General features: G+C 67.7%; 18 protein-coding genes. 11 read left to right on the plus strand and 7 right to left on the minus strand.

Features of this window, described 5'->3' with window-relative positions:
- The first annotated feature begins 37 nt into the window (after positions 1–37).
- Both ACS0OT_RS14235 and ACS0OT_RS14240 read left to right on the plus strand, forming a co-directional pair.
- Positions 38–577, plus strand: a complete 540-nt coding sequence (locus ACS0OT_RS14235) for a C40 family peptidase (protein ID WP_005418044.1) — start codon at positions 38–40, stop codon at positions 575–577.
- Positions 578–708: 131 nt separating this feature from the next.
- Positions 709–1482, plus strand: a complete 774-nt coding sequence (locus tag ACS0OT_RS14240; RefSeq protein ID WP_053497133.1) for a C40 family peptidase — start codon at positions 709–711, stop codon at positions 1480–1482.
- Between the two features lie 257 nt (positions 1483–1739).
- On the opposite strand, the gene ACS0OT_RS14245 is transcribed toward ACS0OT_RS14240, so the two are convergent.
- Complete coding sequence (locus tag ACS0OT_RS14245; RefSeq protein WP_065185497.1) at positions 1740–3074, minus strand: dicarboxylate/amino acid:cation symporter; 1335 nt, start codon at positions 3072–3074, stop codon at positions 1740–1742.
- A 153-nt stretch (positions 3075–3227) separates the two neighbouring features.
- Here ACS0OT_RS14245 and ACS0OT_RS14250 point away from each other — a divergent pair, with 153 nt between their 5' ends.
- The 5 genes from ACS0OT_RS14250 to ACS0OT_RS14270 all read left to right on the plus strand — a co-directional run bounded on the left by ACS0OT_RS14250 (position 3228) and on the right by ACS0OT_RS14270 (position 8492).
- Positions 3228–4934 (plus strand): alkaline phosphatase, encoded by a 1707-nt coding sequence (locus ACS0OT_RS14250; RefSeq protein WP_065185496.1) that lies wholly within the window; start codon positions 3228–3230, stop codon positions 4932–4934.
- Complete coding sequence (locus ACS0OT_RS14255) at positions 4931–5476, plus strand: WG repeat-containing protein (RefSeq protein ID WP_442255868.1); 546 nt, start codon at positions 4931–4933, stop codon at positions 5474–5476. The genes ACS0OT_RS14250 and ACS0OT_RS14255 overlap by 4 nt, the downstream gene beginning before the upstream one ends.
- A 564-nt stretch (positions 5477–6040) precedes the next feature.
- Positions 6041–7327 (plus strand): tRNA lysidine(34) synthetase TilS, encoded by a 1287-nt coding sequence (gene tilS / locus ACS0OT_RS14260; protein WP_235649418.1) that lies wholly within the window; start codon positions 6041–6043, stop codon positions 7325–7327.
- Between the two features lie 36 nt (positions 7328–7363).
- On the plus strand, positions 7364–7624 hold the full coding sequence (locus tag ACS0OT_RS14265) for an exodeoxyribonuclease VII small subunit (RefSeq protein ID WP_005410522.1): 261 nt from the start codon (positions 7364–7366) through the stop codon (positions 7622–7624).
- Positions 7614–8492, plus strand: coding sequence for a polyprenyl synthetase family protein (locus tag ACS0OT_RS14270; RefSeq protein WP_053498934.1), 879 nt, complete (start codon positions 7614–7616; stop codon positions 8490–8492). Before ACS0OT_RS14265 ends, ACS0OT_RS14270 begins: the two co-directional genes overlap by 11 nt.
- 75 nt (positions 8493–8567) lie before the next feature.
- On the opposite strand, the gene ACS0OT_RS14275 is transcribed toward ACS0OT_RS14270, so the two are convergent.
- Positions 8568–8939, minus strand: a complete 372-nt coding sequence (locus ACS0OT_RS14275) for a DUF4870 domain-containing protein (RefSeq protein ID WP_065179227.1) — start codon at positions 8937–8939, stop codon at positions 8568–8570.
- Between the two features lie 86 nt (positions 8940–9025).
- Positions 9026–10393, minus strand: coding sequence for a metalloprotease PmbA (pmbA, locus tag ACS0OT_RS14280; RefSeq protein ID WP_070488917.1), 1368 nt, complete (start codon positions 10391–10393; stop codon positions 9026–9028).
- A 68-nt stretch (positions 10394–10461) separates the two neighbouring features.
- Between pmbA and yjgA the strand changes: the two genes are divergently transcribed.
- Positions 10462–11049: a ribosome biogenesis factor YjgA gene (gene yjgA, locus ACS0OT_RS14285; RefSeq protein ID WP_005418075.1), complete on the plus strand. Its 588-nt coding sequence runs from the start codon at positions 10462–10464 to the stop codon at positions 11047–11049.
- 41 nt (positions 11050–11090) lie between these two features.
- Here the strand turns inward: yjgA and tldD are convergent, their stop codons facing one another.
- From tldD to ACS0OT_RS14305, 4 genes are read right to left on the minus strand one after another with little or no spacing between them, the layout of a single operon-like run.
- Entirely contained in the window at positions 11091–12536 is a 1446-nt protein-coding gene (gene tldD, locus ACS0OT_RS14290; protein WP_005418077.1) for a metalloprotease TldD, read from the minus strand.
- 58 nt (positions 12537–12594) lie between these two features.
- Positions 12595–16452, minus strand: coding sequence for a YhdP family protein (locus tag ACS0OT_RS14295; RefSeq protein WP_442255869.1), 3858 nt, complete (start codon positions 16450–16452; stop codon positions 12595–12597).
- Positions 16453–16482: 30 nt separating this feature from the next.
- Positions 16483–17970, minus strand: coding sequence for a ribonuclease G (gene rng / locus ACS0OT_RS14300; RefSeq protein ID WP_005418079.1), 1488 nt, complete (start codon positions 17968–17970; stop codon positions 16483–16485).
- On the minus strand, positions 17963–18571 hold the full coding sequence (locus tag ACS0OT_RS14305) for a Maf family nucleotide pyrophosphatase (protein ID WP_065179231.1): 609 nt from the start codon (positions 18569–18571) through the stop codon (positions 17963–17965). Before ACS0OT_RS14305 ends, rng begins: the two co-directional genes overlap by 8 nt.
- Before the next feature lie 130 nt (positions 18572–18701).
- Here ACS0OT_RS14305 and ACS0OT_RS14310 point away from each other — a divergent pair, with 130 nt between their 5' ends.
- The 3 genes from ACS0OT_RS14310 (at position 18702) to ACS0OT_RS14320 (ending at position 23290) form a co-directional block, all read left to right on the plus strand.
- On the plus strand, positions 18702–19439 hold the full coding sequence (locus tag ACS0OT_RS14310) for an SIMPL domain-containing protein (RefSeq protein WP_005418081.1): 738 nt from the start codon (positions 18702–18704) through the stop codon (positions 19437–19439).
- A gap of 215 nt (positions 19440–19654) precedes the next feature.
- Positions 19655–20305, plus strand: coding sequence for an energy transducer TonB (locus tag ACS0OT_RS14315; RefSeq protein WP_005418094.1), 651 nt, complete (start codon positions 19655–19657; stop codon positions 20303–20305).
- Between the two features lie 195 nt (positions 20306–20500).
- A complete protein-coding gene (locus ACS0OT_RS14320; RefSeq protein WP_061479655.1) occupies positions 20501–23290 on the plus strand; it encodes a TonB-dependent receptor in 2790 nt (929 codons plus the stop codon).
- Positions 23291–23313: the final 23 nt, after the last annotated feature.

Here is a 23313-nt window from a genome sequence, read left to right on the forward strand (position 1 = left end):
TGACGGCCAATCCAAGGTGGCGCATTATCCGGAGATCATGCACATCACGCCAGTTTCGTCCGGCCCGCGCCGGTTTCTCGCCCCGGCCCTGCTGCTGGCCCTGCCCGTGTTGATGACCGCCTGTGGAGGCGGCAAGGCCACCCGCCCGGCGCCGCCGCCGCCGACGGCGAACTGGCCGAAGACCGTGCCGGACAACCCCGAGGCCGCCAACTCGGTGCTGATGCGGGCCATCAGCCTGGTCGGCACGCCCTACCGCTATGGCGGCAATACCCCGGATTCGGGCTTCGACTGCAGCGGCCTGGTCGCCTATGTCTATCGGGAAATGCTGGACCTGCGACTGCCGCGCACCTCGCGCGACCTGGCCGCGGTACAGGGCCCGAAGATCGATCCGCAGCGCCTGGCCACCGGCGATCTGGTGTTCTTCGGCAGCCGAGGCAGCGTCACCCATGTCGGCATCTATGTAGGTGAGGGGCGTTTCGTGCACGCGCCGAGTACCGGCGGAACGGTACGCCTCGACTCGCTCAGCGGCCCCTATTGGAAAGACCACTACACGGGGGCGAAACGCGTCCTTCGCTAAAATGAACAGGCGATATGTTCAAAACTGCGACGGAAATCACTACCGCAATAACGTTTTACTAACGGAATTTTTAACTTATCGGCGCTTTTACAGGGCATGATGCCCCATCGTTTTTTTCCTGTGACCGACGCGTGACGACTGACGACCTGAAAAGCGAAGGCCAGACTTCCGTATCTTCACGCAGTGCCCGCCCGTTGTTGCTTGGCCTGGCACTGTGCCTGACCAGCCTTCCGGCCTGGTCGCAGACCGCTCCGAACCGTTCCGATGTGCCCCCGGCCCCGGTGGCCGAGAGCGCCGCCCGACCGGCCGCCAAGGCCGAGGCTGCCGCTCCGCAGCGCAGCCGCGTCGATGCCGCCGCCAGCGCCACGCTGGCCGCCCTGCTGCCGCACCTGGCCGCCAACGACACCATTCCGCTGATGGACCGCTCGGCCGTGGTGGCCGGCGACCTCAGCCGCCTGCTCGCCAATTACGACACCAGCAGCGCCGCCAATGGCAGCGTTGTCGGTACCGCCGCCGACAACGGCAAGGTGCAGTCGCTGCTGCGCCGCGCGATGACCCTGCTGGGCACCCCGTACCGTTGGGGTGGCAGCAACCCGGACAGCGGTTTCGACTGCAGCGGCCTGGTCGGTTATGTGTTCCGTTCGGCCCTGGGCATCGAGCTGCCGCGCGTCTCGCGCGAGATGGCCCACGATGACAACGCCGAACTGATCAACGACCGCACCGCGCTGGCCGCAGGTGACCTGGTGTTCTTCGGCCGCAAGGGCCGCGTCGACCACGTCGGCATCTATGTCGGCGACGGCCGCTTCCTGCACGCACCGAGCTCCGGCAAGGACGTCCGCGTGGACACCCTGCTCAGTGGCTACTGGGGCAACAAGTTCATGCAGGCCCGCCGGGTCGACCTCTGACCCGCTGGCGCTACGGCGCCGCCTGAAAGACAAAAAGCCGCTGCCCCGCAGCGGCTTTTTTGTTTGCGCCCCCGGTAGGTGCCGACCTTGGTCGGCATCGCGCCGCCTGCCCTGGTGGGTGCCGACCGTTGGTCGGCACTGCCTCCATCCACGCATGGCGTGGATCTACCAGGACCCGCCTTGGCCGCCACCGCGCCAACCAGCTCCCAAACAAAAGGCCCGCCGGGTCAGGGCGGGCCTTTCATCTCCACGCAACCTTAGGCGCGTGGCGGTGTCGGGTCAGGATCGTCCACGCCCACATTGCTGGACGGATTGTCATACACCGCCTGGTCGAGCAACCCGGTCTCCTTGGCCACGAGCACCGGCACCAGCATCTGGCCGGTCACATTCGTCATCGTGCGCATCATGTCCAGGATGCGGTCGATGGCATACAGGTAGCCGATGGTCTCCAGCGGCAGATTGGCTGCGCTCAGCACCACCGTGGCCATGATCACCGCAGTACCCGGCACGCCGGCGGTGCCGAAGCTGCCCAGCACCGAGGCGATCAGCACCACCACGTACTGCTCCGGGGTCAGCGGCACGCCGCTGTACTGCGAAATGAACACCGCGCACAGCGCCGGATAGATCGCGCCGCAGCCGTCCATCTTGATGCTGGCGCCCAGCGGCACCGCGAACGAACCGTAGTCCTTGTTCACGCCCAGGTTGTGGGTGATCGAACGCAGCGCCACCGGCATCGCAGCGAAGCTGGACGAGCTGACGAACGCAACCTGCATGCCCGGTGCGGCGCCACGGAAGAACTTCAGCGGGTTCAGGCCGTGCGCCAGCAGCAGCGCGCTGTAGACCACCACGATGTGCAGCGCACAGGCCACGTACAACGCCAGCACGAAATGGCCCAGCGGCAGCAGCTTCTCGAACCCATAGCTGCCGACCAGGCCTGCGATCAGGCCGAAGGTGCCGATCGGGGTGACTTCCAGCACGAAGCGGGTCACCTGGATCATGATGTCGCTCATCTGGCCAACCAGCTTGCGCGCCTCGGTCACCTTCTCGCCCAGCTTGACGATGGCAAAGCCCACCAGGCCGGCGAAGAAGATCACCGGCAGGATCGAGCCGCGACCCGCAGCCAGCACGGTCTCACCGGCCGCGTTGACCTTGGTGCCGATGCCGGACAGCGCATAGAAGACATTGGCAGGCACCACGTCCAGCAGCACCTGCACCACGCTGGGCACTTCGCGCGGCACGTAGTTGCTGGCCATCGACAACTGCAGGCCACCCGCGCCGGGCTGCAGCACCGTACCCACGGCCAGGCCGACACACACTGCCAGCGCAGCGGTAATCACGAACCACAGGAAGGTGCGCCCACTGAGCGCGGCCACGGACTTCTGCCCGTGCAGCGACGAGATCGCGTTGATGACCGCGAAGAACACCAGTGGCACGGCGATCATCTTGATCAGGGTGACGTACAGCTCGCCGAGCGGGCCGAACCACGTTTCCGCGGCGGGGCCGAGCGCCCAGCCGGCCAGCGCGCCGAGCACGAAGCCACCGACCACGCGCTGCCAGAACGGAATCCGCAGCCAGGCAGAGACCAGCGTCATAGGCAATCCAGAGGGAAGGAAGGGATGCTGGCACGATAGCCCAAGGCAGCCCGCAGAACGACCGCCCGGCCGGCAAATCAGTGTGTCATCGGCGTGCCTTGCTGGGGCGGGCATAATGAATGTCCCGTTACAGTTTGTGAGATCCCAGCGTCCATGCGTCGTTCCGTCTCCCTGTTGGCCGCCTGCGCCACCACCCTTCTGCTGGGCGCCTGCGCCAGCTCCGCCCCCGCGTCCGCCCCGGCCGGCCTGAAGGTCACCGTCGATCCCGTCGCCCATCCGGCCGGCGAGACCCCGCAGTGGTGGTACCGCAGCGGGGCCGCCCAGGCTGCGGCCAATGGTGCGATGTCCGGCAAGGCCAAGAACGTCATCCTGTTCCTCGGTGACGGCATGAGCCTGACCACCGTGGCCGCCTCGCGCATCTACGAGGGCCAGCGCAAGGGCGGCTCCGGCGAGGAGAACCTGCTGTCCTGGGAACGCTTCCCGGCCACGGCGTTCAGCAAGACCTACAACACCGATTCGCAGACGCCTGATTCGGCCGGCACCATGACCGCCATCACCACCGGCGTGAAGACCCACATGGGCGCGATCGGCGTCAGTGCCGGAAGCCGCACCGACTGTGCCGACAGCCTGTCCAAGGGCCTGCTGACCTGGCTGCAGCTGGCCGACAGCGCCGGCCTGGCCACCGGCGTGGTCTCCACCGCACGCCTGACCCATGCCACCCCGGCTGCCACCTACGCGCACTCGCCCGAGCGCAACTGGGAAAACGACACCGACCTGACTGAAGCGGCCAAGGCGGCCGGCTGCAAGGACATCGCCCAGCAGCTGCTGTCGACCTCGCGCTATGGGCGCGGCCCGCTTGTCGCCCTTGGTGGCGGCCGTGGTGAGTTCACCACCGTGGAAGAGCGCGACCCGGAATACGACGACAAGGTCGGCCAGCGCCTGGACGGCCGCAGCCTGGTCCAGGAATGGCAGCAGGCGCATCCGCAGGGTGCCTATGTCTGGAACAGCAAGCAGCTGGCCGCGGCCGCCAATGCGCCGGCCATCCTTGGCCTGTTCGAACCGGACCACATGCGCTACGAGTACGAGCGCCCGCAGGATCCGGGCGGTGAGCCGAGCCTGGCCGAACTGACCGCAGCGGCGATCAAGAACCTTTCAAGGCACCCGGAAGGCTACGTACTGATGATCGAAGGCGCGCGCATCGACCACGCCAACCACAGCGGCAATGCCTACCGTGCACTGACCGAGACCGTGGCGCTGTCCGATGCGGTGCGCGTGGCCAACGAGCTGACCTCGGCCGACGACACCCTGATCATCGTCACCGCCGACCACTCGCACACGCTGAACTTCGTCGGCTACCCGGCACGCGGCAACCCGATCCTGGGCAAGGTGAAGGACAAGGGCGGTGAAGACGGCGCCGGCAAGCTGGACTACGCCCTGGACGGTACCGGCCAGCCGTACACCACGCTGAGCTACGCCAACGGCCCAGGCCACACCGGCAGCAGCAACCAGCAGCCGGCCGGGCCGAAGCGCTACCCGCACAACCCAAGCAGCTTCGAACCGGCCAACGGTCGCCCGAACCTGCGCGAGGTCGACACCGAGCATCCGGACTACATGCAGGAAGCGCTGGTGCCGATGAAGTCCGAATCGCATGGTGGTGAGGACGTCGGCATCTGGGCACGTGGCCCGGGCAGCAAGGCGATCCGCGGCACGCTGGAACAGAACGCGATCTACCACATGATCGTGCAGGCCACCCCAGCCCTGCGCGAGCGCCTGTGCCAGGCCGGCACCTGCGATGACAAGGGCGTCCCTGTGCAGTTGCCGGCACCGACGGCCTTCGAACGCAAGGCCGAGGCCAAGTGATCGCGCGGCAGGCCCGCCCTGCCCCTGCCAGCGGCCGCTTTGCGCGGTCGCTGGCAATGCTTGGCGTGCTGGTCAGTGCCAATGCACAGGCACAGGCACCGGCATGCAAGCTGCTGACCGACGAACACGGGTTGTGGCCGCTCCCCAACTGCGAGGTGGTCGATCACCGGCTGAAGATCAGCGCCGATACGCTGAAGGACCTGAACTACGACGACCACGGCCTGGCCGTGGTGTATGCCGACCAGGGCTTCCACTACGTCGACCGCACGGGCCACAGCCTGCCGGTGCTTACCTGGGACAACGGCCCGGAAACGCCGCAGGAAGGCCTGCTGCGCGGCCGCGTCGGCAATCGCGTGAGCTACTTCGATCTGGAATTCCGCCAGGTGGTGCCGGGCACCTTCGATTTCGCCTGGCCGTTCCAGGATGGCGTGGCCGAGGTCTGCAACGGGTGCCGGCGTGGCATGCCGGATGCCGACGGCCACACGCCGATGAAAGGCGGAGAGTGGTTCCGCATCGACCGCGCGGGCCGTCGGGTGAAGTAGGGTTTCGGCAGGGCTGCGCCCTGCACCTGCCGAAGCCGAAGCCGAAGCCAAATCAAGATCAAAAGCGGCTCTGGTTTTCTGTGAGTTGGGCGGGGCGGTGTGGCTGGTCAGGACACGCCGTAAACCCGTCCTTGGGGGCTCGATGGCGCCATCCATGGCGCCAACGGTCCTGCCCACCCACACCGCCCCACCCCCGACAGATTTCCGGTGACGGTTGGACCGTCCACGCCATGCATGGATCAGATCTGTCAGATATCGAATTGAATCCGGGGGTCAGATCCGTTTTCCTGCGGAAAACGGATCTGACCCCATGAGCAATCCGACAGTTCGCAGGAAACTGTCGAAGGCGGGGTGGGTCCGGTTGCGGGGGCGTGAGCCGCATGGATGCGGCGACCGAGCTTACATGGACGTACTTGCAGCGTCCCCCGCAACCGGACCCACCCCGCCATCCCTCAGCAGACCAGCTGTTGCTGTTGCTGTTGCTGTTGCTGTTGCTGTTGCTCTGGCTCGTAGCAGGTGCAGGGCGCAGCCCTGCCAAGCAAACCCCACCCTATACTTGCCGCCGTGACTGCCTTCCCTGCCCTCGTTCCGCTGGATGCGCCGCTGCTGGTGGGTTACAGCGGCGGTGTCGACTCGACCGTGCTGCTGCACTGGCTGTGGCGCTGCGCACAGGCCTCCGGCACGGCGCTGCGTGCGGTGCACGTACACCATGGCCTGCAGGCCGATGCGGACGCCTGGGTGCTGCATTGCCAGCAGCAATGCGCGGCACTGGGCATTGAACTGGCCGTGCATCACGTGCAGGTCGACAAGCGCGCGGGCCTCGGCCTTGAAGGCGCGGCGCGGCAGGCACGACGTGCAGCGTTCGCCGCCGAACTGCGCGACGGCGAAACACTGGCACTGGCGCAGCACCAGGACGACCAGGCCGAGACCTTCCTGCTGCGGGCCCTGCGCGGATCCGGCGTCGATGGCCTTGCCGCGATGTCCGCACACAGCCGCCTTGGCGAACAGCCTCTATGGCGGCCGCTGCTGGCGGTGCCACGCAGCGCACTGCTCGACTACGCGCGGCAGCACGCGCTGCGCTGGATCGAAGACCCCAGCAATGGCCACGACCACGCCGATCGCAACTTCCTGCGCCTGCAGGTGCTGCCGTTGCTGCGCCAGCGCTGGCCGCATGCGGCTGCGGCATTGGCGGGCAGCGCAATGCACTGCGGGCAGACCCGTGCTCTGCTGGACGAGGAAGACGCCGAGCTGATCGCGCACCTGGAAGTGGCACCACGCGTGCTGTCGCTGCAGTTGCTGCGTCAGGTGTCACCGGGACGCGCCGCGCGCGTGCTGCGCGCCTGGGTGATCGGCCATGGTGCCGCCCCACTGCCGGCCACGGTACTGCAGCAGGGTCTGCACGAACTGCTGCCGGCCAGCAACGATCGCCAGGCGCGGCTGCGCTGGCACGAGCATGCCATCCAGCAATGGCGCGAGCACGCCTATCTGCTGCCCGCGCAGCTGCCATCGCTGCCCTGCGGATGGCAGGCCGAATGGGATGGGCGTGCCCCCCTGCCGCTGCCCGATGGTGGCCAATTGCGCCTGCAGGGCGCCGTGGCCTTCGAACGCCCGCTTCAGGTCCGTGCACGCGTGGGTGGCGAGCGCATCGTGCTGCCCGGCCGCCCGCATTCGCATGCGCTGAAGGACTGCCTGCAACGCGAGCACTTGGCCCCCTGGCGGCGGGCCCAGCTGCCGCTGATCTTCGATGGGCCCCAGCTGCTTGCCGCCGCCGACGTGGTCATCGCAGCTCCCCTGCAGGCCTGGTTGCAGGCCCACGACGCGCAGCTGCAGTGGCGTCCCGGCGGCTGGTGAATTGACCCCCGCGCGCAGCCCGTCCACACTTGCCGCATGGCCAAGAAGTCCCCCGAAAACGCCTCCCCGGTCGCCCAGTTCGAGCAGTCGCTCGAATCGCTGGAACAGCTGGTGGAGCAGATGGAAACCGGCGAGCTGAGCCTGGAAGCCTCGCTCAGTGCTTACGAACGCGGCGTCGGTCTGTACCGCCAGTGCCAGCAGGCGCTGGAACAGGCCGAACTGCGCGTGCGCCTGCTCAGCGATCCGGCGCAGCCGGAAGCATCCGAACCTTTCGATCCGCCCAGCCATGACGGCTGAGGTTCTGTTCGCGCGCTGGCGCGACCGTATCGAAAGCCAGCTCGACGCTGCCCTGCCCTCGCCTGCCGAAGCACCGCAGCGCCTGCACCAGGCCATGCGCTATTCGGTGCTGGGCGGTGGCAAGCGCATGCGCCCGCTGCTGGTGTATGCCAGCGGGCACCTGTTCGGCGCGCAGCCTGAAAGCCTTGACGCAGCGGCGATGGCCGTCGAGCTCATCCACGCCTATTCGCTGGTGCACGACGACCTGCCGGCCATGGACGATGACGCGCTGCGCCGCGGCAAGCCGACCACCCACATCGCCTTCGACGAAGCCACCGCGATCCTGGCCGGCGACGCCCTGCAGACCCGTGCCTTCGGCCTGCTGGCCGATGCGCCACTGCCCGCCACGCTGCGCGTGGCCTGCCTGCAGACCCTGGCCCACGCCTCCGGTGCCTCCGGCATGTGCGGCGGCCAGGCGCTGGACATCGATGCCACCGGCCAGCAGCAGACGCTGGCGGCACTGACCCGCATGCACGCGCTGAAAACCGGCGCGCTGATCCGTGCAGCGGTGCGCATGGGAGCGCTGTGCGGCCAGGCCCACGAACCACAGCTGGCCCAGCTGGACGGCTTCGCCGACGCGCTCGGCCTGGCCTTCCAGGTCCGCGATGACATCCTCGATGTCGAAGCCAGTTCCGAACAGCTGGGCAAGACCGCCGGCAAGGACCAGGCGCAGGACAAGAGCACCTTCCCCGCGCTGCTCGGCATGGACGGTGCGAAGGCGCAGCTGCGCGAACTGGCCGCACGCATGCAGGCTACGTTGGCCGGCCATGGCGAAGAGGCCGACGCGCTGCGCGCGCTGGCCACGCTGGCGGTGGAACGCGATCACTGATCGCTGGCGTGATGCTGCCGCCAAACAGGAACGCCCGGCAATGCCGGGCGTTCCTGTTTGCGCGTGCGGCCGGAATTACTTGATCAGGCGCAGCGCGAACGGGTAGCGGTAGGCTTCGCCGTTGTTGGCCTTCACGGCGGCGATGATGCAGAACACCAGGTTCAGGATGCCGACGATCGGCGCCAGGATGCCGCCGATGATCACGATGGTCAGCACGATGCAGATCAGCATCGCGATGGTGATGGTGATCTGGAAGTTCAGCGCTTCCTTGGCCTGGTCTGTCACGAAGGACTTGCTGGCGTCATCCTTGTTGATCAGCCAGATGATCAGCGGGCCGATGAACCAGGTGAAGATGCCCAGCAGGTGCGCGGCCAGCGCCATGGTGCGCTGGTCGGCCGGGGCATTGGTGGTTGCCGGCGGCGGCGGGACGTTATCGAATTCACTCACGACAAAACTCCTTTTCATTGGGTGGTCTTGACCCACCAGCACAAGCTGGTTGCGTCAGGCGGGCATAGCTTACGCCATCGACGCCATCAATCATTACCGGCAATGGTCATCCGCCCCAGCAGGATCGAGCCGGTCCGGATGTGCGAGCGCGGGTCGACGTCGCTGCCGACCGCCTCGATGCTGCTGAACATCTCGCGCAGGTTGCCGGCGATGGTGACGCCGTCCACCGGGTACTGGATCTCGCCGTTCTCGACACGGAAGCCGCCGGCGCCGCGCGAATAGTCGCCGGTCACCCCGTTCACACCCTGCCCCATCAGCTCGGTCACCAGCAGGCCGTCACCCATCTGTCGGGCGATCTCTTCGAGCGAGCCGGCATTGGCCGCCAGCTGCAGGTTGTGCACACCGCCAGCATTGGCGGTGGTCTGCAGGCCCAGCTTGCGCGCCGAATAGCTGCCCAGCACATAGCGCTGCAGCACGCCGTCACGGACCAGCGCCGAAGCACGGGTGGCCACGCCGTCGCCGTCGAAGGCGGCCGAGCGCAGGCCGCGGCGCAGGTGCGGCAGTTCGTCAATCTGCATCCACTCCGGGAACAGGCGCTGGCCGACGCTGTCCAGCAGGAAACTGGCCTGGCGGTACAACGCGCCGCCGGACACTGCCGACAGCAGGTGGCCGACCAGGCTGCGCGCCACTTCCGGGGCGAACAGCACCGGCATGCTGCCAGTGGCCAACGAACGCGGCTGCAGGCGGGCCACGGTGCGCTCGGCGGCGCGGCGGCCGACCAGACCCACGTCTTCCAGGTCCCCCTGTGCCAGCGCGCTGGTATACCAGCCATCGCGCTGCATGCCGTCGCCCTGCCCGGCGATCAGCGCGCAGCCGACCGAATGGTGGGTGCCTCGCTCACGACCGAAGAAGCCATGCGAATTGGCGTACACCGACAGGCTCTGCATGCTCGATACGGAAGCGCCATCGGAATTGCGGATCTGCGCATCGGCCTCGCGGCCAGCGGCCTCGCAGGCCAGGGCCAGGTCCACCGCCTCATCGGCCTGCAGCGCCCACGGGTGCCAGCCATCCAGGTCCGGGAAGTCGGTGGCCATCAGCGCGGCCTCGGCCAGGCCGGCGGCCGGGTCATCCTCGGTATGCCGGGCAATCGCGCAGGCCTGCTCGACCGTAGCGGCCAGGCTGGCCTCGTTCAGGTCGCCAGTGCTGGCACTGCCCTTGCGCTGCCCGAAATAGACGGTCACGGCGATGCCACGGTCACGGGTGGACTGCACAGTCTCGACCTCGCCGAGGCGGACATTGACCTCCAGGCCCCGATCCTCGCTGCAGCTGACCTCGGCCTGGCTGGCGCCCAGCGCGCGGGCGCGGTCGAGCAGCTGCTGGGAGAGGTCGGCCAGCCGTTCCAGCCGGGCCAGGCTGTCGTCGCCGACGGCCACTTCAGGGGCGATCACGTTCAATGCTTTATCCTGTACGGGTTGGGCCCGGCATCACGCCGGGCGACTTTTTTTGAAATCAGGTAGGGACGATGCGCGGACGCGACGAAGAAACCGGTGAATTCCACGACAAGAGCCGCAGCCAGAACCGGCGCGATGCACTCGACGTGCTGGCCCTGGGTGAGAAGCTGGTGTCGCTGACCCCGGCCCAGCTGGCGCGCCTGCCGATTCCGGAAGACCTGCTGCCGCACATCGCCGAGTGCAAGCGCATCACCGCCCACATCGCCCACAAGCGCCAACTGGCGTTCCTGGCCAAGCACATGCGCCGCGAAGAAGAGGCCACGCTGGATGCGATCCGCGATGCGCTGGACGCCAACAGCGAAACCGGCCGCCGCGAAGTGGCGATGATGCACCGCGTGGAAGACTGGCGCGACCGCCTGCTGGCCGAGGGTGACAAGGCGCTGGCCGCTCTGCTCGATGACTATCCGCAGGCCGACCGCCAGCAGCTGCGCACGCTGGTACGCAACGCGCAGGCCGAGAAGGCCAGGAACAAGCCGCCGCGCGCTTACCGCGAGATCTTCCAGGTGCTGCGCGGCCTGATGCTGCCGGCCGCGCTGGGCCTGAAGGCCGGCGCCGAAGACACCGACCACATCGGGACCGGCGAAGCCGACGAGGACTGAGTCCGCGTCGGCCCGGGCGGTTGCTGTGGCCATCGCCACGCTCAGGCCTGGGTACCGCCGACGGTGATGCCCTCGATCAACAGCGAGGGCTGGCCGACACCCACGGGCACGCTCTGCCCGTCCTTGCCGCAGATGCCCACGCCCTCGTCCAGGGCCAGGTCATTGCCGACCATGCGCACCTTCTGCATGGTTTCCGGGCCGTTGCCGATCAGGGTCGCGCCCTTCACCGGCGTGGTGATGCGGCCGTCCTCGATCAGGTAGGCCTCGGTGGCCGAGAACACGTACTTGCCACTGGTGATGTCGACCTGGCCACCGCCGAAGTTGACCGCGTACAGGCCCTTCTTCACCGAACGGATCATCTCCTGCGGATCGTGCTCGCCGGCGCGCATGTAGGTGTTGGTCATGCGTGGCATGGTCAGGTGCGCGAACGATTCACGGCGCCCGTTGCCGGTCGGGGCCATGCCCATCAGCCGCGCATTGAGGCTGTCCTGCATGTAGCCGACCAGGATGCCGTCCTCGATCAGCGTGGTGCACTGGCTGGGGTGGCCTTCATCGTCGATGTTCAACGAACCGCGGCGGCCGTCGAGGGTGCCGTCGTCGACGATGGTCACCCCCGGTGCCGCCACACGCTCGCCGATGCGGCCGGCGTAGACGCTGGTGCCCTTGCGGTTGAAGTCGCCTTCCAGGCCGTGGCCGACCGCTTCGTGCAGCAGCACGCCCGGCCAACCCGGGCCGAGCACCACCGGCATCATGCCGGCCGGCGCCGGCACCGCTTCCAGGTTCACCAGCGCCTGGCGCAGCGCTTCCTGGGCGAGGGCTTCGGGGCGGCCGCTGGCAAACAGGTCTTCGTAGCCATAGCGGCCACCGCCCCCGGCATAGCCGGACTCGCGACGGCCGTTGTGCTCGACGATCACCTGCACATTCAGGCGTACCAGCGGACGCACATCGGCCGCCAGCACACCGTCGCTGCGGGCGATCAGCACCGTATCGACGCCGCCGGACAGGCTCACCATCACCTGCCTCACGCGCGGGTCGGCGGCACGCAGGTAACCATCCAGGCGCTTGAGCACCTCGACCTTGGCTTCGTTGCCGATACCATCGATCGGGTCCAGCGCCGGGTACAGTGCGCGCGCATTGCCGCGCAGCAGCGATCGCCCGGACTGCGCACCGCCCTCACGCGAGATCGCGCGCGCCGACTGCGCCGCCGCCAGCAGCGCGTCGGCATGGATGTCATCGGAGTACGCAAATCCGGTCTTCTCGCCGGAAATCGCACGTACGCCCACCCCCTGCTCGATGGAATGGGCACCGTCCTTGACGATGCCGTCTTCCACGCTCCAGCTCTCGCGGCGGGCGTGCTGGAAATAAAGGTCGCCGAAGTCGACACCGGGGCCGAGCAACTGGCCGAAGGTGCGCTCAAGGCCAGCGGTATCCAGGCCGCCGGGGCGAAGCAGGCGGTCTTGGGCAAGCGTCAGGGCGATATCAGTCATGGTTTCGATCTGGGGGTGCGGGGGCGCTCAGGCAAGCCCCGTGAACAGGGAACCGCGCTCAGCGCGAGCGCGGCAGGTCGGTGACGGTCGGCGGAATGGCCGGTGCAGACGCCGGCACGGGCGGTGATGGGGTCTTGTCGCGGCTGCGCTCGATCACTTCCACCTTCGGTTCCTTCCATGGACCGGTCACCTTGTAGGTTCGGGCGCCAATCTCGCCCAGCGGCTTGGACAATACCGCATTGGTGGCCGCGCCCAGCGCGGCCCCCACCGGGCCGCCGGCCACCGCACCGACCACGGTCAGCAGGTTGCCCGCGCGCGGGTTGACGTCGATGGTCTGGTCGAACCGCTGGTTGCGCAGGTCAGCCTGGCCACGGATGGTGATGTTGGCCGCCGGGCCTTCGATCAGCACCTTGTCGGTGCGCGCCATGCCCTGGCCGAACTGCATGCTGCCGTCGATCTGGTTGAACGCGAAGCCCTTGGAGAAAAAGTCGCGGAAGTCGAACATCAGGCGCCGCGGCAGCTGCGCGACGCTGAGCAGGCCCAGCACGCGGCCGGCGCCTGGCTCCAGCTCCAGCAGCTGGCCATTGCGCGCGTGCAGGTCGAGACTGCCCTGCAGGTTGCCCAGCTGGAAGTCCGACGGGCCTCCGCTCCACGAGGCCTGCAACTGCGCCTGGCCGGAACCGCCGCGCAACTGGCCGCCGTAATCAAGATTCTGCATCAACCCACCCAGATCCTCACTGCGCACCTGTGCGGTCAACTCGGTTCGGGCACCACCGGTCCGGCCCAGCCAGCGACCGCTGATGTCGATCTCCTGGTCCGGCGCACGGAAACGCAGCGCATCCACGTTCAGGCCATTGGCCAACGGTCGCGTGCGCAGCACCGCCTGGCCCAGCACCACCTTGCCGAACTTCAGGTCGGCAATGTCCAGCGCGAACGGCGGCAGCTTGGCCGGGTCCATGTCGTTGGCACCGGCCTGTACCCGCGCCGGTGCAACCGGCGCGCCCGGTGCCGCCGGCAGTGACTGCCAGTGCACGCGGTCAAGCTGGCCACTGATCGTGCCACCGTCCGCATTGGGGACAGTCAGGCGTCCGGCCAGCGACGGGCCGTCCAGCCGCACATCCAGTGCCTGTGAGCCCGGGTGCAGCTGCAGCCGGGTCTGCTCGAACACGCCGCCGATCAGCTTCAACTGGCCAACCTGCACGTCCACCGCTCGCAGCGGCATCGCATCGTCGTCCCCGCCACCCCGCGCCAGGCCGATCCACTCCAGCGCATCCAGCGTCGCGCTGCGGCCATTGACCGTCAGCCCGCTCGGCGGCGGCTCACGATCAACATGATCACTGCCCAGCGTGACCTGCACGCCGGTCTGGTTGTTGTGGCTGCGTGCGGCCAGGGCCAGGCGCTGGCCGAAGGCCACATCGATGCGGCCGGCGCCCATCGGCAACTGCGCGGCCACCGTGGTCGCCAGCGCTTCGGCGGCCGGCTTGTCCAGCGGTGCCGGCAGGTCCAGCCGGGTGCCGACCAGGTCCGAACTCAACCGCAGTTCACTCGGCGGCGCGGGCGCCCCCGGGGCCACCTTGGGCAGGTTGACCGCGATGGTCCACGCTGAAGTGCCGGTGATGTAGGGCTTGAGCCAGGTCATTTCCGGTGCGCGGTCGATCAGTACGCCCGCATCAAGATGCGCCGTCAGCTGCGATTCGAAAGCCCGCGTGCTGTCGTGCACGTAGCCACCAGCGCGCAGGCTCAGGCGGCCATCCTGGCCGAGGTGGCGCACCGCCAGTTCCTCAGCGCCGAAGCCGCCATTGCTGTAGCGCGCCTGCCCTCGCATGTTGTCGAAGGCCAGCTGGAAGCGCTTGTCGACCAGCTTCACGCCGGTCAGGTCGACCGTCCCCTGCAGATGACCACCGCCTTCATCATGGTGCAGCGGCTGCAGCAGATCGAAAGTCACATGCGCCGGACCACTGGCGACCAGGTTGTCCAGCGTATCGCCGTAATCCTTGTGCAACGGGCTCTGGCGCAGCATCGCCAGCAGCTTGCCGGCCTCGCTCGGCGCGTCGGCACGTACGTACAACGGCTGGTGCCCGAAGTCCGGAATGCCCGCTTCGAATTTCTGTACCGCCACGCCGGCAAGATCACCCCGTCCACGCATGTCGAAGCCAGGGCCGATGAAGGCGATGTCGGCGTCGACCTGGCGCATCAGCGGCCAGTCGTGCTGGAAGCGGATGTCGCCATTGGTGATGTGGCCGGTGGCCTCGAAGCGGCCATCATTGTTGTCGAACGGCCAGTCGTCCAGGTCACCGGTGACCAGGCCGACACCACCACGCACCTGGCCGCCGGCCAGTGCCATGTCCAGCCAGTCGGTGGCGCCCTTGCTCATCTTGGAGTGGATCCAGAAGCGCTTGGCCGCCGTCATCGGCACGTCGTCCAGCTTCGCGGCCAGCTGCAGCCACGGCCGCGTACCGTCGCCCTGGAACCAGACGCCGCCGCGCACGTCGGCCGCGTAGTCGGTGCCTTCCACGCGCATGGCCGGCGTTCCGATCCGCCAACCGCCGCCCTCGTCGCGCCACCCCACGACCTGTCCGGCCAGATGCAGGTCATGCCGCACGCCAAAGCCGGTCGGCCAATCGAACTGCAGCTGCCGTTGCGGCTGCAGCTGCAGGCTGAAGCCATCGGCGTCGCCTTCAAAGCGCCCGCCCAGGCCGCGCAGGCCGGGCGAGTTGCCCACGCTGGCGAAACCCAGCGACTGCAGTTCACCCTGCGCCCACAGGGGGCCATCGTGTTCGCCCGACAGCTGCAACGCGCGCACGTCCAGCTGCGGCCTGGACAGGAACAGCCAGCGACGCAGGCCCGGCTCAAGGCGATCACTCAGAGCCAGCGCACGCAGTGCGATGCCGGCCTGCACCGCACCGGCGTTCACCCGCAGCTGCTTGCCGATCTGCAGCTGCAGGCCATCGAGCTGCTGTGCGCCATCTTCGGTCTTCAGGCGCAGGCGCGGCACCTGCAACGCCCAGCCATCGGCCTGGCGCTGCCAGCGCAGGCGGGCCTGCAGCCGCTGCAGCTGCAGCTGCGGCGCTGCCACGCCGGGCATCGGTGCACCGTCGACGCGCACGTCCCGCAGGTCCGAATCGGTGGTCAGCGCGACCGGCGCGAAATCACGCAGGGTCAGCCACAGGTTCAGCTCGCCCTTGCCCTCGCGCAGGCGCACGCCGCCGGCCGCCAGCAAGGGCGACCAGGCATGGAAATCGACCGGGTCGGCGCCGAGCCAGGCCTGGCCGTTGCCACGCGCACGGTCCACGTCCAGTACCGCGGTCAGCGGCAGCGCTTGTGCATCGGCCCAGGCGCGTACACCCACGCGCAGGCGATCACCATTGACCCGCATGCGCAGGTCGATGCGCGGCAGCGTGGTGTCGATGCCGATCCCCGGCGCGTGCACGCCCAGGCGGCCGCCGATCACCTGCAGCTCGCCGAGCCGGCGCAACGCATCCAGCGGATCCCCCCCGTTGTCGGATTGCGGCAACCCGCGCACCGACCAGCGTCCGTCTTCGCCCTGCTGCAGGTCCAGGGCCAGGCCACGCAGGCGCAATTCGGTCAGCGAGCGCCCGGGCAGCAGCCCGCTGTACATCGATACCAGCACCTCGGCCTCGCCGATCGCCAGGCCCTGCCCGGCACCGATGCGCAGGCCCTTCAGCTGCAGCAGCGGGCCACGACGGGTCCAGGTCGTCTGCAGCTGGTCAAAACGCACCGGCTGGCCAGCCCGCTCGCTCAGCCAGGCGGCGATCCTGTCGGGATGACGCTCGGCCAGCGGCAGCAGTTGGCTGAAGGTGCCCACCAGCAGTGCAAGCCCGACCAGGCCCACCGCACAGGCGGCAATGAAATGACGGCGGATCCTTCGCAGTCGCAGGCGCGGCGGCGCGCTCATCGGCCACCGCCGGCCTGCAGCCGGCGAGGATCAGAGCAGAACGACATCGAATTGCTCCTGCAGGTACTGCTCGTCCGCCTGGAAGCGGATGCTCTTGCCGAGGAACTCTTCCAGCTCGGCCACCGCCGAGGATTCCTCATCGGTGATGCGCGCGACCACCTTGGTCGATGCGATCACCAGCAGGCGCGCGGCATCGAACTGGCGCACGGCACGGGTGATCTCGCGGAAGATCTCGTAGGTCACCGTCTCGGTGGTCTTGATGCTGCCGCGGCCGCTGCACTGCGGGCAGGTTTCCGACAGCTGGCGCTCCAGGCTTTCGACCGTGCGCTTGCGGGTCATCTCCACCAGGCCCAGCGGCGAGAAGTCGTACACCGTGGTCTTGGCATGGTCGCGGGCCAGCGCCTTTTCCAGCGTGCGCAGCACCTGACGGCGATGCTCTGCATCATCCATATCGATGAAGTCGATAATGATGATGCCGCCCAGGTTGCGCAGCCGAAGCTGACGCGCCACTGCCTGCGCCGCTTCCAGGTTGGTGCGGAACACCGTCTCTTCCAGGTTGCGCTGGCCGAGGAACGAGCCGGTATTGACGTCGATGGTGGTCATCGCCTCGGTCTGGTCGATCACCAGGTAGCCACCGGATTTGAGCGGCACCTGCTTGTCCAGCGCGCGGCCGATCTCGTCTTCCACGCCGAACATGTCGAAGATCGGGCGGTCGCCGGAATACAGCTCCAGCTTTTCGGCCAGCACCGGCATGTACTTGGCGACGAAGGCCTGCAGCTGGCCGAAGGTCTCCTTCGAGTCCACCTTCACCTTGTCCACGTCCTTGCGGATCAGGTCGCGCACGGACCGCAGCGGCAGGCTCAGGTCTTCATAGATGATGCTGCACGACGGTGCTTCGCGGCCGCGGCGCTCGACCACGTTCCACACGCGCGACAGGTAGGCGATGTCCTCGGCGATGGCCTCGGCCGGCTGCCCTTCGGCGTTGGTCCGCACGATGTAACCGTAGCCACCATGCTGTGCCGACAGTTCGGTCACCAGCGCCTTCAGGCGGGCGCGCTCGGTTTCGTCCTCGATGCGCGCCGACACGCCCACTACCTTGGACTGCGGCAGCAGCACCATGTAGCGCGAGGGAATGCTGATCTGCGTGGTCAGGCGGGCGCCCTTGGTGCCGATCGGGTCCTTCACTACCTGCACCACGATGTCCTGGCCGTCACGCAGCAGCTCGACGATCGGCACGCTGGCCGGCGGCGGCAGGGTGGTGTTCTCGGTGTCGGCGCTGGCCACCGGTGCCGGCCGCACCACGTCGTTGGCGTGCAGGAACGCGGCGCGCTCCAGGCCGACTTCGACGAAGGCGGCCTGCATGCCGGGCATGACCCGCTGCACCTTGCCCTTGTAGATGTTGCCGACCACGCCACGGCGCCAACCGCGCTCGATGTGCAGTTCCTGCAGCATGCCGTTTTCGATCACCGCGACCCGGGTCTCGCGCGGGGTCACATTGACCAGGATTTCCTCAGACATCGGCAGCCTCCCTGGCGGCATCGGCAGTGGGGACCGGCACGCCACAGCGCGCCAGCAGACGATCGGTATGCAGCAGCGGCAGCCCCATCACGCCGGAGTAGCTGCCGGAAAGATGTTCGATCCAGCGTTCGGCCCCGCCCTGGATGGCGTAGGCACCGGCCTTGTCCAGCGGCTCGCCGGTGGCGACATAGGCGGCGATGTCGGCGGCGTCGATCGGGGCGAAGGTCACCTCGGAAATGACCAGCTCGCTGTCCAGGCCGCCCGCACCGACCACCACCACGGCGGTCATCACCTGGTGGGTGCGCCCGGCCAGCCGCGCCAGCATCGCCCGCGCGTCAGCGGCATCGACCGGCTTGCCGAAGACCTCGCCATCCAGCACGACCTCGGTATCCGAACCAAGCACCCGCGCCTGCGGGTCGTCGGCCAGCACCCGGGCCAGCCCGGCGCGCGCCTTGTCGGCGGCGACCCGGCATACATACTGTTCGGCGCTTTCAGTGGCCGCGCGCTGCTCGACGACCTCCAGGTCAAGGGCCTGGAAGGGGCGTCCGAGTCGGGCCAGCAGCTGGTTGCGTCGGGGGGAGCGGGAAGCAAGATAGAGCATCGGCACAGCATAACCTGACGCCGCCACCTGAATCGTCGGCAACCCGTTACGGAACGCGTACAACCCCGAACAGGCTCACAGCGCGTTCATCGCTACGACACCACCCTCACCGGCACAACAAGGAGATCCCATGCGCCTGACCGCCACCCCGCTGCTGCTTGCCCTGTCCCTCGCCCTTGGAACCTCGATGACTGCTCATGCCGCTCCGTCGTCGCCGTCGATCGCCGCCGCGGCCGAAGGCACCCTGCTGAACATCTCGGCCAACGCCGAGGCCACCCGCGTGCCGGACGTCGCCACCCTGTCGGCCGGTGTGGTCACCCAGGCTGCCGACGGCAACAGCGCCATGCGCCAGAACGCCCAGCAGATGGACAAGGTGCTGGCCGCGATCAAGGCCGCCGGCATCGCCGAGCGCGACGTGCAGACCAGCGGCGTCAGCCTCAACCCGCAGTACCGCTATGCCGACAATGAGGCACCGAAGATCACCGGCTACCAGGCCAGCAACACGGTCAGCCTGAAGGTCCGCGACATCGCCAAGCTCGGCAAGGTGCTCGACGCGCTGGCCGCGCAGGGGGCCAACCAGATCAACGGTCCGCAGTTTGAGATCGACCAGCCCGAACCGGTCTATGACGAAGCCCGCCTGGCCGCCCTGAAGAAGGCCCAGGCCCGCGCCCAGACCTATGCCAGATCGCTGGGCCTGCAGGTGCGCCGCATCGTCAGCATCTCTGAAAACAGCAACGGCGGTTTCCGCCCGATGCCGATGATGCGCACCATGGCCGCCGGCGCGGCGATGGACAAGGCTACCCCGGTCGCACCGGGTGAATCGACCGTCTCGGTCAACCTGGACGTGGTGTTCGAACTGGGCCGCTGATCGCGCCCGGCACGGCCGACGCAGGCGGGTCCCGCAGGGGCCCGCCTTTTTCGTGTATTCCGGCGGCGTTGGCTGAAGGCCAGCCCAACGCGCATGCCCCTGCCTCTAGGCAGTGGCCGCCATGCCGCGCTACTGATGGACTGCCAGCCGCGTGCGGCAACCCCGCCACGGACCCTGGTGTGTTGAGGACTTCGTCACTGGCATGGAGGTGGATCATGGTTCGTACCTATCCCGTTGCATCCCCGCACTTCGACCCCGCCCGCGTAGCCGCCTGGAGTGCAGCGATCGCCCTGCACCTGCTGGCCTTCCTGTTGCTGCTCATCCCTGCGACCTACCAGGCCGTGCAGGCCCCGCGTGAAAAGACGCCGGTCCGGCTGATCGAGAAGATCCCGCCACCGCCGACGCCGCCGGCTCCAGTCCCGCCAAAAGAGATCGTCCAGGTGGTACCGAAGCCCCGGACGCAGCCGGTGGTACCGCCACTGCCCGCACCCACCGCGACCGTGGAAGAGACCCAGGGCATCGCATTGCCGGCCGCCGAACCGGCTCCGCCGCAGCTGGCGCCCAGCATCGACACTTCCACCCCGTTGGCCGGCGCCCAGCTGCAGTACCGCAGTGCTCCGCCGCCGACCTATCCGATCCAGTCCCTGCGCAACCACGAACAGGGCACGGTGCTGTTGCGGGTGGAAGTGGACACCCGTGGCCAGCCGGTCGCGGTCAGCGTCGAGCGCAGCAGCGGCTCGCGCAACCTGGACCAGGCCGCCCGCCAGCAGGTGCTCAAGCACTGGCGCTTCGAGCCTGCCCAGCGTGACGGCGTGGCGGTTCCGGCCATCGGCATGGTGCCGGTGCAGTTCTCGCTGCCGGACTGAGCGTCCCACCGGCCCGGCCCCGCGCCGGGCCGGCCCCTGCCAATGCCCGACAAATGCGGACATGCCCGAGCCAAGCGTTACTGATTAAGCAAAAATTCACGTCTTCGTCACCTGCTGGAAACCTAGATTGGCGCGTCCCGGTATCGATCCGGCGACAGCCCTCAACGCTACGGTTTTCCAGTTAGGAGAGAAGCTGTGAAACACCCGATCCAACGGCCCGCCAGCCGCCGCCGCACCACCCTGGCATCGTCCATCACCCATATCCTTGCTGGCAGCACCCTGCTGCTGGTCGGCGCCGTGGCTTCTTCCTCAGCCTTTGCACAGGAGCAGGCCACCAACCTCGACCGCATCACGGTCACCGGCTCCAACATCCCGCGCACCAACACCGAGACACCGTCGCCGGTGCAGGTGGTGACCCGCCAGGAAATCGACCGCACCGGCAAGACCACGGTCGCCGAGTACCTGCAGACCCTGACCGCCGACGGCGCAGGCTCCATTCCCAAGACCTTCGGCAACGGCTTCGCCGGTGGCGGCGCCGGCATCTCGCTGCGCGGCCTGGGCGCCGGCTCGACGCTGGTGCTGTTGAACGGCCGCCGCATGGCCACCTACGGCCTGGCCGATGACGGCCAGAAGGTCTTCACCGACCTCAGCACCATCCCGCTCGATGCCGTCGAGCGCGTGGAAGTGCTCAAGGACGGCGCCTCGGCGATCTATGGCTCCGACGCCATCGCCGGCGTCGTCAACATCATCCTGCGCAGCGACTTCCAAGGCGCCATCCTGCGCGGTTCCTACGGCATTTCCGGTGACGGCGATGGCGACGCGAAGAAGGCGACCCTCACTGCCGGCACCGGCGACCTGTCCAGCGATGGCTGGAATGCGTTCTTCAGCCTGGACGTCGGCAAGACCGACGCGATCAAGATCAGCGACCGCAAGAACCGCAAGTGGATCGGCACCGGCGATATCCGGCGCTGGGGTTACGACGCTGCAGACGCGCAGTTCCTGGGCGGTGCCTACCTGTCGGGCGGTACCGCCGGCGGCGTGGGTCCCAATGGCTCGGTGTTCGATGCCACCGGCCATCTGGTTGCCCTGCCGGGCTGCGCCGGGCTGACCACGATTCCCGGGCAGAGTGACGCGACCGCGCAGGCCCAGGGTTGCCTGTGGGATCCGGCGCAGCAGTACCGCGACCTGAGCCCGGAAGAGAAGTACGTGAACGTGTTCGGCCGCGCCAGCTTCGCGTTTGGTGAAGGCGGCGAGGTCTATACCGAGATCGGTTACTCGAAGAAGGAAACGATCTTCAGCAATACGCCATCCGGCGTATCCGGCGGCTGGGGCTACCCTGGCGGCCCGGTCAACGCCAACAGCGGTGCCGGTGCGACCCAGCTGTATGCAGGTCATCCGGACAACCCGCTGCCCACCGCGGCCCGCCTGCGTTACAGCGCGTGGGACGTGGGCCCGCGCGTGACCGACAATACCAATGAGTTCAACCGCTTCCTGGTGGGTGTCAAGGGCAACTGGGGCGACTGGAGCTACGACACCGCCTACCTGCATTCCGGCACCGACCTGGTCAACAAGCGCACGGGTTTCCTGCGTTATGACGCAGTACGCTGCGTGCTGGGCAATCCGGCCTGCCCCTATGGCACCTGGCGCATCGGCGACAATGCCTCGCAGACGCCGCAGTCGGTCTACGATGCCATCAGCCCGACCATCAGCGCGCGTGCCAAGTCGAGCCTGGACATGTTCGACTTCACCATCTCGCGCAGCCTGATGGATCTCAAGGGCGGTCCGCTGGGCCTGGCCTTCGGTACGGAGTGGCGCAAGACGAGCAACAGCCTGACGCCGCAGACCTTCACCGATATCGGCCAGATCATCGGCCTGGGCTACTCGGCCTACGACGGCACGCAGAATGTGTATGCCGGCTACGCCGAACTGTCCGCACCGGTGCTGGAGCAGTTGGAGCTGAGCGCTGCGGTCCGCTACGACAAGTACGAAAGCGGCGAAGGCAAGGCCACGCCGAAGCTGGGCGTGAAGTGGACCCCGGCCGACTGGATCGCACTGCGCGCCAGCTACGCTGAAGGCTTCCGTGCGCCGAACCCGGCCGAGAACGGTGACGGTGGCCTGGCCGCTTTCTCCAACGCCCGCGATCCGGTGCGTTGCGCCATCGACCCGGCCAACGAATGCACCGCGCGCTCGGTGGCGATCATCACGCGGCCGAACAAGGACCTGAAGCCGGAAGAGTCCAAGAGCTACTCGGTGGGCATCGTGCTGCAGCCAACCTCGACCACCTCGCTGACTGTGGATGCGTGGGAAATCAAGCGCACCAACGAAATCGCGCAGGGCAGCACGGCCGACGCCATCGCCGCGGGCAACGTTCTCCGCGATGCCAACAACATCGGCGGAGTCGCCAACAGCGGCACCATCCTGGCCGTCAATACCGCCTACGTGAATGCCAACTCCTCGCGCGTCCGCGGTATCGACACCGACATCCGCCAGACCTTCGACATCGGCCCGGGCCAGCTGGAAATGGACCTGCAGTGGAGCCACGTGCTCAAGTTCGAGCGCACCGAGGGTGATACCACCGTCGACTATGTGGGCACCCACGGCAACTGCGACGTGACCAACTGCATCGGCACGCCGAAGGACCGCATCAACTTCGGCACCACCTGGAAGCAGGGCCCGTGGAGCATCAGCGGCGTGGCCAACTACATCAGCAAGCTGGAGAACAAGGACCGCCGCGGCGGTGACTACCTGGCCTTCTATGAAGACGGCGAGCCGGTAGAGAAGATCTCCTCGTTCACCACCTTCGATCTGTCCGGCCGCTGGAACATCACCGAAGCCTTCGAGCTGAACGCTTCGGTGCAGAACGTGTTCGACCGCATCGCGCCGCTCGACCCGAGCACTTACGGTGCAGTCAATTACAACCCGCTGCACTTCAGTGGTGCGATTGGCCGCTACTTCACTGTCGGCGCCAAGTACACGTTCAAATAATCCCGCTGCTGTGTTTGCTTCGA

Origin of the sequence: Stenotrophomonas maltophilia group sp. RY12688 (assembly GCF_052149045.1) — a bacterium.
Classification (GTDB): Bacteria; Pseudomonadota; Gammaproteobacteria; order Xanthomonadales; family Xanthomonadaceae; genus Stenotrophomonas; species Stenotrophomonas sepilia.